Here is a 14,726-nt window from a genome sequence, read left to right on the forward strand (position 1 = left end):
CGCGTCGGGCGGGTTGACAATCGGCCGTGTGACGCGTCGGCGACCCGGTCGATCATCGGTCGAACAACGACGTTGGCAGGCACGGCAATTGCTAGGTTGCTCCGGGCGCTGCCGTCCGGGGGAAGCACATCCAGCCACGGGGACATGGGGAAGGGACTCGCGCATGGCGTGGGACGAGTGGGAACAGCTGAAGTCACAGGCGGCCGAGCGACAGACGACACACATGCAGCTGAACCAAGTCGAGCCGGGCACGGGCGGCAGCACCGCACCCGACCCCGCCTCCTACGGTGACCTGCGCGTCGCACAGGCCGACTTGGCGAAGATCGGCGACCACGCCTTCAAGTTGTATGACCGCCTGTGGAAAGAGGGCCGGGTGGCCGTCCCCAGCAGCGACAAGGCCGCGGGTGATCTCACCGGGCAGGGCTTCGCCCTGGGTGCCGGCCTCCAGCACGTGTCGACCCGCTGGGAGGAACAGCTCAAGTCCCTCCGTGACGCGTGCGCGCACATCGCCAACCACATGCAGGTCACCAAGAAGTTGCATGCCGGCGACGAGCATTACATCCGGCGCCAGATGAGCAGTATCGACATGCTCGACGCGGGCTTCGACGAACGGGTCGGCGGGCCCGGGAAAGACAATCCGATTTATGGCCCGCCGAGCAAGAAGAAGGACGACTGATGGACCTCGACGCGCTCCGCTTCGCGAACTTCAAGCTGCTCGATGAGGCTGTCAGCGACTGGTCGAGGATGGTCGACAACCTCGACGAGCTCAAGGAGGCTGCGAGCAAAGGGCTTTCGGGTGCGGCCAAGAAGGCCAACTGGGCGGGGTACAACGCCACCGTCTCGCGGGAGTTCATCGGCAAGACGGCCGCGGAGTTCGAAGACGCGCTGACCCAGGCCAGGTCCATCTGGAAGATCCTCAGGGACACGCGCGACGAGCTGCGCAAGCACAGCGAGGAGCTCGTTCGGGTGATCGCGGCCGGTTCGAAGAAGAACTTGACGGTCAAGCCGACCAGTGGTGGCGGCTTCACCGTATCCATGAACATTCATCCCGATCGCGCAGCGAAGGGAACTTCGGTACCGGACCACGGTCAGCGCGACGTCGACGCGCTGCGCGACGACGTCCAGCGGATCCTGGACAAGGCCACGGAGAGCGACACCTCCGCGAGCACGGTGCTTCAGGCGATCGCGGATCAGAGCACGCTGGGGTTCTCCGACGCCAGCTACAGCGACAGGGACGGGGCGGTGGCGGCCGTCAAGGAGGCCGACGCTCTTGCCAAGTTGGCGAAGAAGAACCCGTCCGACCTGAGCGTCGCGGAGTTCGACCGGCTCAATGCGGGTCTGAAGAAGTACGCGGACGACGGGCTCTTCTCCGAGCGGTTCGCGACCAATCTGGGCGCGAAGGGAACCTTGGAGTTCTGGGCGGACATCAATGACCCGAACGCGAATCCTCAGCTGAACCACGCGCGGCATGAGAAGTTCGACGACTTGCAGAAACACCTGAGCCTGACCTTGGCCACCGCCACCCAGAGCGACTCACTCGGCATGACCGAATGGACGAGCAAGGTGGTGGATCTGGGAAACAAGCCCGTCGGGAACAGCGGGCCCATGGGGTTCCAGGTCATGAGCAATCTCATGCGTTGGGGTGATTTCGACGACCAGTTCCTGCGTGACTACGGTTCCAGGATGATGGCAGCCGAGAAGGAGCGGGCGGCAAACGGGGAAGGAAGAGCGTGGCAGCGCACGCCCACGGATTTCCATCTGAACCGTACGAAGAGCGACACAGGCTGGGACCCGTTGACCGGCTACCTGAAAAGCCTGTCGAACAGCCCGGACGCCGCGGCGAACTTCTTCAATGACCCTTTCGTTTCGGCAAAGGAGGAGAACAATCCGTTCGGCGGGGCAAGTAAGTCGAACTTCCAGTACCTCTTTGAGGAGCGAAACTGGCCCATCGATGTCGACCCTGATGGCGAAACTAGTTACACGGGACGTAATAACTTGGCGCTTGCTCTTGAGGCCGCCACTACCGGCCACCCGGCAGGTGAATTGCTGCCACCGCAGGACCAGGTGCCACACAATGCAGAACAGACGAAGCTTATGGAGAGTTTGGTCTCATCGATTTCCGAGGACTCAAAACGTCTGACCGAACACCCCTACTTGGCCGACAGCATTGGCCAGATCGCTTCGGAGTACCTCCCGGACATCAATCGGGCCATGACAGATGATCACGACAGGGACACGGATAGGCTGTTCCCTGTAGCCGGGTCCGAAGCGACTCTGACTCACAGGGATGCGACTCGTTTCCTATTCAGCATCGGCCAGACGAGCGAAGGGTACGCGGCAGTAGAAGTGGGCCAGAAAGCATACATGGCCAACCTCATGCAGTATCACTTGAATCCGGACCTGCCGGCCGATCTCCGCTACAGCACTCCGGAGAAGAGCATCGACCAAATCGCGTATGGAACCGGCGAGGTATCCGGAACGCTGGCGATTGGCCGCCAGGAGGCTGTAGCAGGGCCGGCGGAAGCCAGCGACAAGGCATACGGAGAGTCCGTATCCCAGTGGAAGAACGCCGTCTCCGGAGGAATTGGAACCGGAATCGGAGTGGGCACTGCGTATATTGCCAGCCCGATCACAGGGGCCGCCGTCGGGGGTGCGGCGAGCACTGCGAGCAGCATGGTCCTAGAAGCCCTGTTCAAGGATGCCGAAGGACAAGCGAAACAGGATGCAGGGCCCGTCATGGGTGAGCGCTGGGAGAACGGGTTGGAATTGAACAACAAGTACAGCGAGGAGGCGGCAGAGAGTGCGCGTAAAGCGCATCACAGAAACGATATTGACGACATCGGGGAAACAGCGCGGATCGGATCACAACGCGGATTTATGGCGGCTGGCACAAATGTCCCACGCATGGCAGCCGAAATTCAGACAGAAATCTGATTTCCAGTTCTATTCCTGGTTAGGGATGAAGTGTTCAATCTAAGCACTCGTGGATCACAGTCACCAAGACGGGTCAGCCAGGCTCTACTCATGGCTTCCTTGACCGCTGTCGCACTGCTGGCGTGCTCCGGGGAGGGAGACGAGAGAAAGTACTCCCTGCCCCACTCCTTGTGCGGGATCGACATAAAGCCTGCACTGCTCGAACCATTCATGCCTGATGGAAAGAAGCTCTCCTCCCGCCAGGAACAACCATCCGGCGGAACCAACCGATGTCAGATCATGGTGGATGGAAAGGTCTCCCTCCGAGCCAGCCAAGTGTGGTGGGACGCCCGAGGCGGCGTCGCCGACGTGGCCTCTGTGCATGCACACGTGGACTCGGCCCCCGTGAAGGTCAGTGAAAAGTACCTCTACTCAGGAACCGGCGCTGTAGGAAGGGTGGATGCCTGCACCGATCCGGCGCACCCACGGCAAGCTTTGTTCACCGTGGTTCAGGTATTCGCGCCCGATCGCAGTGACGCTCGAACCATGAAAAAGCTGATCACCGACTACACGCGAGCGGTGGGACATACGGAGGTGTGCGCCTGAGAAGGAAGCAACAACTCAGTCAGGCAGCCCACATTCCGCGACGACGCTCACGGCGCCGCGCATCCCGTAGCGCCACTCCCGCCCCAGCCAACCCCACCACCAAAGCGATGGTCCCCACAGCAACGTACGTGGCCAGCCGGGCCGTGCGTTCGGCAGGGGTTTCGGTGAGGTGGAGTTTCGCGGGTGTTGGGGCGTCCGCGCGGGTTGTGCCTTCTCGGGGGGACGGGGATTCGATCGGGCGGGTGTCCTCCGTCAGGGCGCGGGTCGGGTCCGCTACGCCCCAGCCGACCAGGCGGTCGTGGCCGGCCACCGAGCGTTCCGCTGTTTGTTGGATCTGGGCCGTGATCTGGCGTGTGGTCCAGGTGGGGTGCTTGGACTTGAGGAGGGCCGCGAGGCCGGCGACGTACGGGGCCGCGAAGCTCGTGCCGCTGTCGGCGCAGTGGCCCCCGCCCGGGACCGTGGAGATCATGTCGACGCCGGGGGCCGCCACGTCGACGAAGTCGCCGGACTGGGAGAAGGCGGCCCGTTCGTTGTTGCGGTCGGAGGCCGCGACGGCGAGCACGCCCTCGTAGGACGCGGGATAGGTCTTCTTGATGTTGCCGCCCGAGCCGTCGTTGCCCGCTGAGGCGACGACGACCACTTGCTGCTCGAGGGCCCTGTCCACCGCCCGCTTCAGTTCCGGTGCGGGTCTGGCCGCGTCGGTGGTGTCCTGGGAGATGTTGATGACGCCCGCGCCGGCGTCGACCGCGTGGTCGATGGCTCTCGCGAGTGTTGCCGCGGTGCCGTGGCCCTCCACGTCGTTCTGTGTGATCGGGATGATCGTGGCGCCCGGTGCGAGTCCCACGAAGCCGGTGCCCTTGGCGGGGCGTGCCGCGATGATGCCCGCCACCCGCGTGCCGTGACCGACCGCGTCCGTCGTGCCGTTCGCCTTGCCCCGGTCGATCTTCTCGCCCTTGTCGTCCTCGGTGGGTAGGAAGTTGCGGCCGCGGGACGCGTCCACCGCCGGCTTCAGCTGCGGGTTCCTGGTGTCCACGCCGGTGTCGATCACCGCTACCCGCACCCCCTTGCCCGTGGACCGGAGCCACAGTTCGTCCAGGAGCACGCGTTGCAGGGACCAAGGGCGCCCTTCGTATGGCTTGGCGGGGAACGTGCACTGTCCGGACGGCGAGGAGTCGGCGTAGGCCGATGTCGGCACCGCCAGTGCGAGCGTCAGAGCAGCCGTGACTGCCCCGGTCGTCCTCGTCATGCCGCGGGAGACGGTGACGGAAGCGTGCGTCATCTCAGCGTCCCCTCACGCCTCAGGAACCTTGCGGCTGCCGTGCCGCGGCCGTCGACAGGCGTGGCCCGGTGGGCAGGAGTTTGGACCAGGCCGCTGGGATCGGCGTCACATCCGTATCCCCGTATCCGAGGCGTGTCTGGGCCTGTCGCGCCTCCTGCTGTTGCTGCTCGCGCTGTTTCGCGGAGGTGCCGATGCCGGCGTCGTCGGTCGCGCTGTCGCTGTTGGACTGCATCGCGTACCGGAGGCCCGTGTCGGTGACCAGGAAGACACCTCCGGCCTTCGTCTCGGTGCCGAGGAACTGCCGGTAGAGCTGGCCCGAGCCCGCCGTGACGTACGCACTCGACGAGCCGGTGGGAAGCGTCGCCGGAAAGGCGGTGCCGGACCAGGTGCTGAGGGTGACCGCACCGTCGTCGGCGTCCACGTCGCGCAGGACGTTGCAGACGGTGTTGCGGGTGCCGCGCACGGTGGACGCTTCGTTGGCGGTCCTCGGTTTCTCACGCGGCCACCTGAACTCCGCCCCGAACTCCTTCGTCCCCGGGGTGAAGGCCGCGGCGCTCAGTTGCCGCGCCCGGCCGTCCTGTTCCAGGCCGACCAGGTCGGGGCTGCTGAGGAGGAGTTTCGCCGTGAAGTCGGAGACCGGGGCGATCCGCCCCGGAAGAACCACGTAGTGCTGAGGGCCTTCGCCGTCCGTCGCTTTGAGGATCATGCCGACCTTGTCCGCCGCTCGGTCCCGCAGGCCCGGCACCTTCGCGTCGGCGCCCGGCGCACCGTCGATCTCGGGGAAGGCGATCGCGCCTCCGCGGAGCAGAGTGTCGAGCCACTGCTTGGAGACCCTCTGCGGTTCACGACCGGACCCCACGAGGACGCGCAGCAGGAGCCCACGCTCCTCCCTCTCCGAGATCCGGTACGCCCTTCCGCGCGCGTCGACCAGGTAGCGCGTCCTGTCCGGACCCATCACGTACAACAGCTCGCCGCCGCGCAGGCGTTCGCGGCCCTCGGTCCTGTTCCGGTCCCGCTCCCCGAGGACGAACGTCGCCTTCTGGATGCTGCTGCCGCCCTCGACCGGACGTTCGCAGACCGCCCAGCGTTTGGCGGAGCCGGCCTCCGACGCCGAGGGCAGCCGGTCTGGGGCGTACGGGATGCCGATGGTGGCGCCGTGCGGGAGCGTGCCCTTGTCGAGCACGGACTCGTCGACGTTGATGACCTCCCCCTTGCCGGAGTCGAGAAGGAGCTTCGCCGACGCCATGTTCAGGACCGGGTGGAGTTGGGATTTGCCGTGGGTTTTCAGGACGACGTAACGGGTCGTCGAGTCACTCGCGATGATGACGTGCTCCTTGGGCTTGTCCCAGCCGGGCTTGGCCGCCGGACGGAACATCCCCCACGCGCCGAAGACCGCCAGCACGACCACCGCGACGATGAGGCCGGGCACCACCGCACGCAACGGGCGGGGCGCTCCCTCTTCCGAGCCCGAGGGCGAGGGCTGGATGAACGCGGCCAGCGTGCGGCGCTTCGCGAAGATGTACGCGTTGAGTTCGTCCCGCCGTGATGCCATGCGTGTCTGGTTCTCCCCGTGAGCGACCTGAGTAGCTGCTGCTTCCCCGTGCGACGGCCACGCCCCCGCACTCCGATGCCGGGCCGGGCCCTACTATGCCTGTTGAGTAATCGCACGTGCGGGCTGGGTGAGCTTGGTGAGTCTCAAGGGCCCTGCCCCGGAAGGCGGTTCGAGAGAATTGTGGGGGGTTGGGGTGACGGCTGCAACGTCGCGCAGGCGGACGGGACGACGTACGGAGTCCGCCACTCGGACGCAGATGCACAGCCAGGCGGTCAGTGTTCAACTGCGCCCGGCAGCGGCACAATTGGGCTCCCTCCGCTTGCTGCGGTTCGTTCTGCTGGAGCTCGCCGCCGCTCTGCTCATCACGGCCTGGATCGTCGGTCCACTGGCTCTCGTCCCTGCCTCCGTGGTCGCCGCGGTGTTGGTGCTGTTGGCCGTCGTACGTCGCCGTGGGCGGCCGCTGCACGAATGGCTGCGCACCGCACGGGAGTTGACGGCCCGGCGACGCAGTGCCGCGGAGAGTTCGGTACCGCCGGGTATCGACCCTGCTTTCGCCCCGGCGGTCGAGTGCGACCCTGCCCTGCGTACGTACGCATACAGCGGCCGTGACCGTCGTGAGGTCGGGCTGGTCGGCGACGGAACGTTCGTGACCGCGGTGCTACAGGTGGAGTCGGACGTGACGGCGCTGCGGGCCGATCGCGGAAGTCGGCCCCTGCCGGTGGGCTTGGTGCGGGACGCTCTCGACGTGGACGGTATCCGGCTCGAGTCCGCCCAGATCGTGCTGCACACCCAGCCCGCCCCCGCACTGCACCTTCCTCAGCAGTCCTTGGCCGTCAGCAACTACGCACCGCTGCAAGCCCGCACGGGGGCGCCCGGGGTGCGGATCACCTGGATCGCCCTCAAGCTCGATCCTCAGCTCTGCCCCGAGGCCGTGGCAGCGCGCGGAGGCGGTCTGGCCGGTGCGCAGAAGTGCGTGGTGCGTGTCGCGGACCAGCTCGCCAGCCGCCTCACGGGAGCGGGATTCCACGTGACCGTCCTGACCGAGGAGGAGGTGGCCTCCGCCGTCGCGACCTCCGCCTGCGCCAACCCCCTGGTGACGGCTCAGGCCGGCGGGGCCGGGATTCCGGAGCGCAGGACCGAGGAATCCCCGCGCGCTTGGCGGTGTGACAACCGCCGCCACACCACCTATTGGGTGGCGCGCTGGCCGCAGTTGGGAGGGTCCGGGGGGCCTGCGCTGCCGCAGGTCGTAGCCCTGCTCACTGCGGTACCGGCGCTGACCACGACCTTCAGCCTCACGCTCGGACACGGCGCGCGGCAGGAGATCGCCTTGCGCGGTCATCTGCGGGTGACGGGGCGCGGGGATGCCGAGCTGGTCGCCGCGCGGCGGTCCTTGGAGCAGGCGGCCCGTCAGGCCGGGACGGGGCTGGTGCGGCTGGACCGTGAACAGCTGCCGGGGATGCTCGCCACGCTGCCGCTAGGGGGTGCGCGTTGACGGCCGTCCCGGCTCCTTCGACCAGGGGTTCCCTCGGTGGGTCGACGAGGGATTCGTTCGTGGCCGCCGTGCGAGGCGGATTCGGGCTGATCGGTCCCCGACACGGGCGACACGCGCTCTCCGCCGACCAGGTGGACGCGCTCGCGCTGCCGATCGGTGACGACGGGGTCGTGATCGGTGCGGATGCGGAGGGGCGGCCCGCGACCCTTGGCGTCAACCGGCCCACTCCGTACGACATTCTCTTCATCGGTGGGCTGTGGACCTCGCAGGTCATCGCGTTGCGGGCCGCCGCGACCGGGGCGCGGGTGGCTGTGGAGACCGGGCGGGCCGGGGCGTGGGAGCCGTTGGTGCGGGCGGTCGGGGTGGGGCCCAGTGGGATGGGTGTGCATGACGTGGGGCGGGTGCCGCCTCTGGGGGCTTCCGCGGGGAGTCCGGTGCTTGTCGTGCGGGACTGCGGGATGCGGCCGCCCCGGGGGCGGGTCGTGTCCGCGCCCTGGCAGTCCGTGTTGACGGTGCTGCCCTATCTGAGTCCCGTCGCGCCCAGGCTCGTGCGGCAGGCGCGGGTGGTGGGGGTGCAGCGGGTGTCGCCGGACGAAGCGGTGCAGATCGGGCGGTTGCTGGGACTGTCGGGTGAGGATGTCGCGTCGCTGCCGACGCTCGCCGACGGGGTGACGTTGTGGTGTGCCGAGCGTGATCGGCAGTACGTGATGACCCAGGCCACCGATGCCGAGACCGGATTGTTGGGTACCGCTCGGCGGATGGACTGAGTCGGCGCGGCATCCGGCAATTCGGGGCAAGGTGTCGACCGTTGAGGTATTTGTCCGTCACGGTTTGATGTACGTGGATCGCTCCTGGGTGTGGCGTGACGCAATGGACAGCATGGGTGGGGCGGACTGCCCTGCCGTGCTGGTGGTTTTGATGATTAGGCTGGGACAGGGCGCGTCGCAGGAACCTTCGAACGGGTGGTGCGCGTCCCGCAACGGGGAGAGCCAGGCGGATCGGACGACAGGAACGGTCGCCCCCCACCACGGCACGAGGGTGCTCGACCACACCAGGAGGCATTGTGAACAGCGATCGGGACGAGATCCGCGGGGGCTGGGACTCACCCGTCGATGATCAGTCCGACGCGGAGTCCGCTGCCGAGACGACGGGCGAGTTCACCATCGACTACGCGCCGCCCGCCTGGTACACGCAGAACGCTTCGGGCAGTGCGGGGGAGACGCCTTCGGCGCCGCCTGTTTCTACGCCGTCCGTCTCCACGCCGCCTGTTTCCACGCCGTCCGCCTCTGTTCCGGCTGCTTCGGATGCCGGTGCCGGTGCTCCGGCTGCTTCGGATGCCGGTGCTCCGGCTGCTTCGGATGTCGGTACTCCGGCTGCCTCTACGCCGCCGCCCGCCATGCCGTCCTTCTCCGCTCCCCCGCCTCCCCCGGCGCCGGTGGGGCCGCCGCCTTCGGCGAGCGTGCCCAGCGTCGTGCCGAAGCTGCCCCTCGGCAGTGGGTTCCAGCCTGCGGATCCGGATGTGGAGCCGGATGCGGAGCCCGTGGACGAGGTTGAGTCAGAGAGTGCTGCTTCTTCTGATGTCTCTGCCTCTGAGTCGTCCGTCGTGCCGCCCGTGTCTTCCGGTGGTGCCGCCGACTGGAGCGGGGCCGTTGCCGGGCCCGCCGCCTCGGTTCATGTGACCGGTGTCGTCCCGAAGAGCGACGTCGATGCCCTGGTCGAGGCCAAGGGTGAGGGTGAGGGTGAGGGGGGTGGCGACGGCGCTGCGTCCTCTGAGTCGGACAAGGTCGTCCCCGAAGCGGATACTGCTGGTGAGCCTGTCGGTGAGAGCCTTGGCAGTGGTGACCTCGAGAGCGGCGCCACCATGCGGTTCTCCGCTCGCGCCCTCAAGCAGGAGATCGAGGAGCGGGCTGCCGCTGCCGAGGCCGCGGAGACCTCTGTTGCGGAAGCCTCCGTTGCGGAGGCCTCTGTTGCGGAGACCTCCGTTTCCGACGGTGACGTTGATGAGTCCGGTGCGTCCAGTGAGTCCGGTGAGCCCAGTGCGTCTGATGCGCAGGGTGAAGGGGCGGATTCCGGTGCCGACGCGGGTGCTGACGGTGACTCCGGTCTCGTAGCCGAAGACGCTGTTCCGCAGGATGCCGTGCCTGCCGCCTGGCCTCCGCCGCCCTCGCCGCAGGACATGCTTCCGCCGTTGCCGCCCGCGTTCCAGCCCGCGGCTCCGACGTCCGCGCCGCAGTGGCCCGCGCCGACGACGCCGCCGCCCGCCGCGCAGGCCGCTCCCTACCCCGCGCCGGGGCAGCCGCAGGCTCCGCAGCCCCCGCCGGGGGCGTGGCCCACGTCCACGCCCGCCCCTGCGCCCGCGCCTGAACCCGCGCCCGCGCCCGCCCCTGAAGCCGCCGCTCCGCAGGGTGCGTATGGGTTCCCGCAGTCCGCTCCGGTGGCCCCGGCCGCTCCCGAGCCGCAGGCACCTCCGGCCCCGCAAGCCGGTTACGGGTTCCCGCAGGCCGCCTCCCCGGCCGCGCCTGCCCCGACCGCTCCCGCCCCCGTCCCCGCCCCCGAGCCGCAGGCACCCCCGGCGCCCCAAGCCGGTTACGGCTTCCCGCAGCCGCCTGTGCCCCAGGGGCAGCAGCCCGTCCAGCCGGGGCAGCCCTTCGCCGGGCAGCAGTTCCCCGTGCAGCAGGCGCAACCCCAGCCTCCTGTGCAGCCCCAGGCCCCGGTTCAGCCCCAGGTGCCCCAGCAGCAGGCTCAGCAGCCTCAGGCCCAACCGCAGCCCCAGCCTCAGCCACAGGCCCAGGCCCATGCCCCGCAGATCCCGCACCAGGAACAGCCCGCGCAGCCCGCTCAGCCGGCACAGTCGGCACAACCGGGGCAGCCCGGACAGCCGCCCGTCGACCCCCGTACCGGTGCCGCCTGGCCGCAAGCCGTGCGGCACGATCAGCGGGAGCGCACCAACCCGGGCGCCCCGCTCGGTTACACCGCCGCCGTCGAGCTCTCCTCCGACCGGCTGCTGCGCAACACCAAGACCAAGGCCAAGAGCAGCCGGCCCACGGGCGGCGGTTCGCGGTTCAAGCTGGGCGGCAAGAAGGAAGAGGCCGAGCGGCAGCGCAAGCTGGAGCTGATCCGTACCCCGGTGCTGTCCTGCTACCGGATCGCCGTCATCAGCCTCAAGGGTGGTGTCGGCAAGACGACCACGACCACCGCCCTGGGGTCCACGCTCGCCACCGAGCGGCAGGACAAGATCCTCGCGATCGACGCCAACCCCGACGCCGGTACGCTCGGCCGGCGCGTGCGGCGCGAGACCGGGGCCACGATCCGTGACCTCGTCCAGGCGATCCCGTACATCAACTCGTACATGGACATCCGGCGCTTCACCTCGCAGGCGCCGTCCGGCCTGGAAATCATCGCCAACGACGTCGACCCGGCCGTGTCGACCACCTTCAACGACGAGGACTACCGGCGCGCGATCGACGTACTGGGCAAGCAGTACCCGATCATCCTCACCGACTCCGGTACGGGCCTGCTCTACAGCGCCATGCGCGGGGTCCTCGACCTCGCCGACCAGCTGATCATCATCTCCACGCCGTCCGTGGACGGCGCGAGCAGCGCCTCGACGACGCTCGACTGGCTCTCCGCGCACGGGTACGCCGACCTCGTCTCGCGGTCCCTCACCGTCATCTCCGGTGTGCGCGAGACCGGCAAGATGATCAAGGTCGACGACATCGTGTCGCACTTCGAGACGCGGTGCCGCGGCGTTGTCGTCATCCCCTTCGACGAGCATCTCGCCGCCGGCGCCGAGGTCGACCTCGACATGATGCGGCCGAAGGTGCGGGAGGCGTACTTCAACCTCTCGGCGTTGGTGGCCGAGGACTTCGTGCGGGCCCAGCAGCAGCAGGGGCTGTGGACGTCGGACGGGAATCCGCCGCCGCACATGGCTCCGCCGATGCCGGGGCAGCAGGTGCCTCAGCCGCAGGGGCAGCCGTACGCTCCCCAGCAGCCGCAGCAACCGCAACCGCAGCAGCAGCAGCCGTACGTTCCGCAGCAGCCGCAGCAGCCCCAGCAGCCGTACGCCCCTCAGCAGCCGCAGCCCTACCCGCCGCAGCAGCCGGGGGCGCCGCAGGGGTGGCAGGCGCCGCCGCAGCAGCCGGGGCAGCAGCCGCAGCAGCAGGGTCAGCCGCCCCAGCAGCCGCAACCCCAGCAGCCGCAGCCCCAGCAGCCCCAGGACGGGCAGGCGCCTCCGCCCGTGCAGCCCGGCGCGCCGTTCCAGCCGGGGGCGCCCTTCCAGCAGCCGCCGCCCCCGCAGCAGTAGGCACGTCATCCTCCCAGTGGGCCCGCACCATTCCCCGGTGCGGGCCCACCGGCATGTATGCCTCCGCACGCCGCACCCGGCACCGGGGGCTGTGCCCACCCGTTCCGCCGCGCGGAACGCCTGCCCACAGCGGAAGCGGACCCAGCCGCGGCACGCCCGCGACCCCACCCGCACAGACCCCCAGGTACGGAAGCGGCCCCCAGCCGCAGCACGCCCGCGACCCCGCCCGGACGGACCGCCAGGTACGGAAGCGGCCCCCAGCCGCGGCACACCCGCAACCCCACCCGCACAGACCCCCACGTACGGAAGCGGACCCAGCCGCAGCACACCCGCGACCCCGCCCCGACGGACCGCCAGGTACGGAAAGCGGACCCAGCCGCAGCACACCCGCAACCCCGCCCCGACGGACCGCCAGGTCACGACACCCCTTCCCCCGTCGCCACCCCCTCACCAGCCATGCGTCAGTGGTCTTGACCAATGCGGATGAAATACCGGTCAACTCGTTATTTCCGCAGGCCACATGGGGTTCACCCGCCGTTGACGCGTGCAGACTGGCGCTGGTAAACACACAGCAACCAGCTGACGTTCCTTGATCCACCTGCGTGTAACCAGCCATCCCTGCGCGAGCGATGACACGAGGTCACCGACCCATGGACACTCAAGATCAGCACGGCAGACCAGCAGTACCGAAGACACCAGCACCGCGCCACACTCACCCCCGCCGCCCCCGCCGCCCCCAGCGCCCCCAGCACCCCCACCGCCCCCTCAAGCTCGTGCTCGCCGGTGGAGCCGCCGCGTTCACTCTGACGGCCGGTCTCGCCACGCCGCTCAATCCGGGACCGCAGCAGGCGCGGGCCGAGGACGGCGGCAAGAACGTACTCACCGTCGCCGTGGCGCAGAGCGTCGACTCGCTCAGTCCGTTTCTCGCCCAGCGGCTGCTCAGCACCAGCCTGCACCGGCTGACGTACGAATACCTGACCAACTACGACGCCGAGAACAACAAGGCGATCCCCGGGTTCGCCACCGACTGGAAGCCGTCCGCGGACAAGCTGACCTGGACGTACACCATCCGGGACGACTCCAAGTGGTCGGACGGTAAGCAGGCGACCGCACAGGACGCGGCCTGGACGTTCAACAAGGTGATGTCCAAGGAGGGCACCGCCACCGCGAACTCCAACTTCGTCACCAACTTCAAGAAGGTGACCGCGCCCAGCCCGACCAAGCTGGTCATCGAGTTGAAGAAGCCGCAGGCCACGATGGCCGCGCTCGACGTGCCGATCGTTCCCCAGCACGTCTGGGAGAAGGTCGACGACATCTCGAAGTTCAACAACGACAAGGACTTCCCCGTCGTCGGCAACGGGCCGTTCATCCTGACGGACTACAAGGTCGACCAGTACGTGAAGCTGAAGGCCAACAAGGACTTCTGGCGGGGTCCCGCCAAGTTCGACGAGCTGGTCTTCAAGACGTACAAGGATCAGGACGCCGCCGTCTCCGCCCTCAGGAAGGGCGAGGTGTCCTTCGTCGCCGGGCAGCCCGCGCTCACCCCCGCGCAGGCCGATTCCCTGAAGAACGAAGAGAACATCAAGGTGAACGAAGGGCCCGGACGACGCTTCTTCGCCATCGCCACCAACCCCGGAGCGAAGACGCAGGACGGCGAGAAGTTCGGCGACGGGCATCCTGCGCTCCTCGACAAGAGGGTCCGGCAGGCGCTCTTCCTCTCCGTCGACCGTGCGGCGCTGGTCGACAAGGTCTTCCAGGGACACGCCGTCGAGGGCGCGGGATACATTCCGCCGCGCTTCTCCGACTACGCCTGGAAGCCGTCCGCCGAGCAGGAGATGAAGTACGACCCGAAGCGGGCCGCCGAGCTGCTCGACGAGGCGGGGTACGAGAAGAACAGCGACGGGAAGCGGGTCGGGAAGGACGGGAAGCCGCTGGACTTCCGCATCCTGTGCCACGCCACGGACCCCAATGACAAGGCCGTCGGCAAGTATTTGAAGGAGTGGTGGGGCGACCTCGGGATCGGGCTGAAGGTCAACTGTCTCGACGACGTGTCCGTGCCCTGGTACGCCGGTGAGTACGACCTCGCCTTCGACGGCTGGTCCGTCAACCCCGACCCGGACTTCGTGCTCGGCATCCACACCTGCGCCGCGCTGCCGGAGAAGGCGAAGGAGAGCGCCGCCACCGACAACTTCATCTGCGACAAGAAGTTCGACGACCTGTACGCCAAGCAGCTCGCGGAGTACGACCCCGCCAAGCGCGCCGACATCGTCAAGCAGATGCAGTCGTGGCTGTACGACTCCGGGTACATGAACGTCCTCGCGTATCCGAACGCCGTCGAGGCCTACCGCACCGACCAGATCAAGTCCATCACCACCATGCCGAAGGCCGCCGGAAACATCTACGGCCAGGATGGATATTGGAGCTGGTGGTCGGCCGTCCCCGCGGATGGGAAGAGTTCCTCCAAGGACGGCAGCTCGACCGGTGTCATCATCGGTATCGCCGCTGCCGCGGTGGTGCTCGTGGGCGGCGGAGTCCTGTTCGCCCTGCGCCGCCGTTCTACCGCAGAGGACCGCGAGTAACG

9 protein-coding genes are annotated in these 14,726 nt (G+C 68.1%); 7 read left to right on the forward strand and 2 right to left on the reverse strand.

What is annotated here, in order from left to right:
• Window positions 1-163 precede the first annotated feature (163 nt).
• The 3 genes from ACZ4Z4_RS34190 (at window position 164) to ACZ4Z4_RS34200 (ending at window position 3,519) form a co-directional block, all read left to right on the forward strand.
• A complete protein-coding gene (locus ACZ4Z4_RS34190) occupies window positions 164-676 on the forward strand; it encodes a hypothetical protein (protein ID WP_468336314.1) in 513 nt (170 codons plus the stop codon).
• Window positions 676-2,934 (forward strand): hypothetical protein, encoded by a 2,259-nt coding sequence (locus tag ACZ4Z4_RS34195; protein ID WP_468336317.1) that lies wholly within the window; start codon window positions 676-678, stop codon window positions 2,932-2,934. The genes ACZ4Z4_RS34190 and ACZ4Z4_RS34195 overlap by 1 nt, the downstream gene beginning before the upstream one ends.
• A 90-nt stretch (window positions 2,935-3,024) precedes the next feature.
• Window positions 3,025-3,519, forward strand: coding sequence for a hypothetical protein (locus ACZ4Z4_RS34200; protein ID WP_468336320.1), 495 nt, complete (start codon window positions 3,025-3,027; stop codon window positions 3,517-3,519).
• Window positions 3,520-3,538: 19 nt separating this feature from the next.
• Here ACZ4Z4_RS34200 and mycP read toward each other — a convergent pair whose 3' ends face one another.
• Together mycP and eccB are read right to left on the reverse strand one after the other, a co-directional pair.
• Window positions 3,539-4,798: a type VII secretion-associated serine protease mycosin gene (gene mycP / locus ACZ4Z4_RS34205; protein ID WP_468336323.1), complete on the reverse strand. Its 1,260-nt coding sequence runs from the start codon at window positions 4,796-4,798 to the stop codon at window positions 3,539-3,541.
• A 19-nt stretch (window positions 4,799-4,817) separates the two neighbouring features.
• A complete protein-coding gene (gene eccB / locus ACZ4Z4_RS34210; RefSeq protein WP_468336326.1) occupies window positions 4,818-6,350 on the reverse strand; it encodes a type VII secretion protein EccB in 1,533 nt (510 codons plus the stop codon).
• A 256-nt stretch (window positions 6,351-6,606) separates the two neighbouring features.
• Here eccB and eccE point away from each other — a divergent pair, with 256 nt between their 5' ends.
• From eccE to ACZ4Z4_RS34230, 4 genes are all read left to right on the forward strand, one after another.
• Window positions 6,607-7,842, forward strand: a complete 1,236-nt coding sequence (gene eccE / locus ACZ4Z4_RS34215; protein ID WP_468336329.1) for a type VII secretion protein EccE — start codon at window positions 6,607-6,609, stop codon at window positions 7,840-7,842.
• Between the two features lie 59 nt (window positions 7,843-7,901).
• The gene (locus ACZ4Z4_RS34220; protein WP_468336332.1) at window positions 7,902-8,609 is read left to right on the forward strand and encodes a hypothetical protein; all 708 of its coding nucleotides are present in this window, start codon (window positions 7,902-7,904) and stop codon (window positions 8,607-8,609) included.
• Between the two features lie 296 nt (window positions 8,610-8,905).
• The gene (locus ACZ4Z4_RS34225) at window positions 8,906-12,145 is read left to right on the forward strand and encodes an SCO5717 family growth-regulating ATPase (protein WP_468336335.1); all 3,240 of its coding nucleotides are present in this window, start codon (window positions 8,906-8,908) and stop codon (window positions 12,143-12,145) included.
• Window positions 12,146-12,795: 650 nt separating this feature from the next.
• Window positions 12,796-14,724 (forward strand): ABC transporter substrate-binding protein, encoded by a 1,929-nt coding sequence (locus tag ACZ4Z4_RS34230; protein WP_468336338.1) that lies wholly within the window; start codon window positions 12,796-12,798, stop codon window positions 14,722-14,724.
• The last annotated feature ends 2 nt before the right edge of the window (window positions 14,725-14,726 follow it).

The organism is Streptomyces sp. NPDC030245, from assembly GCF_055572995.1.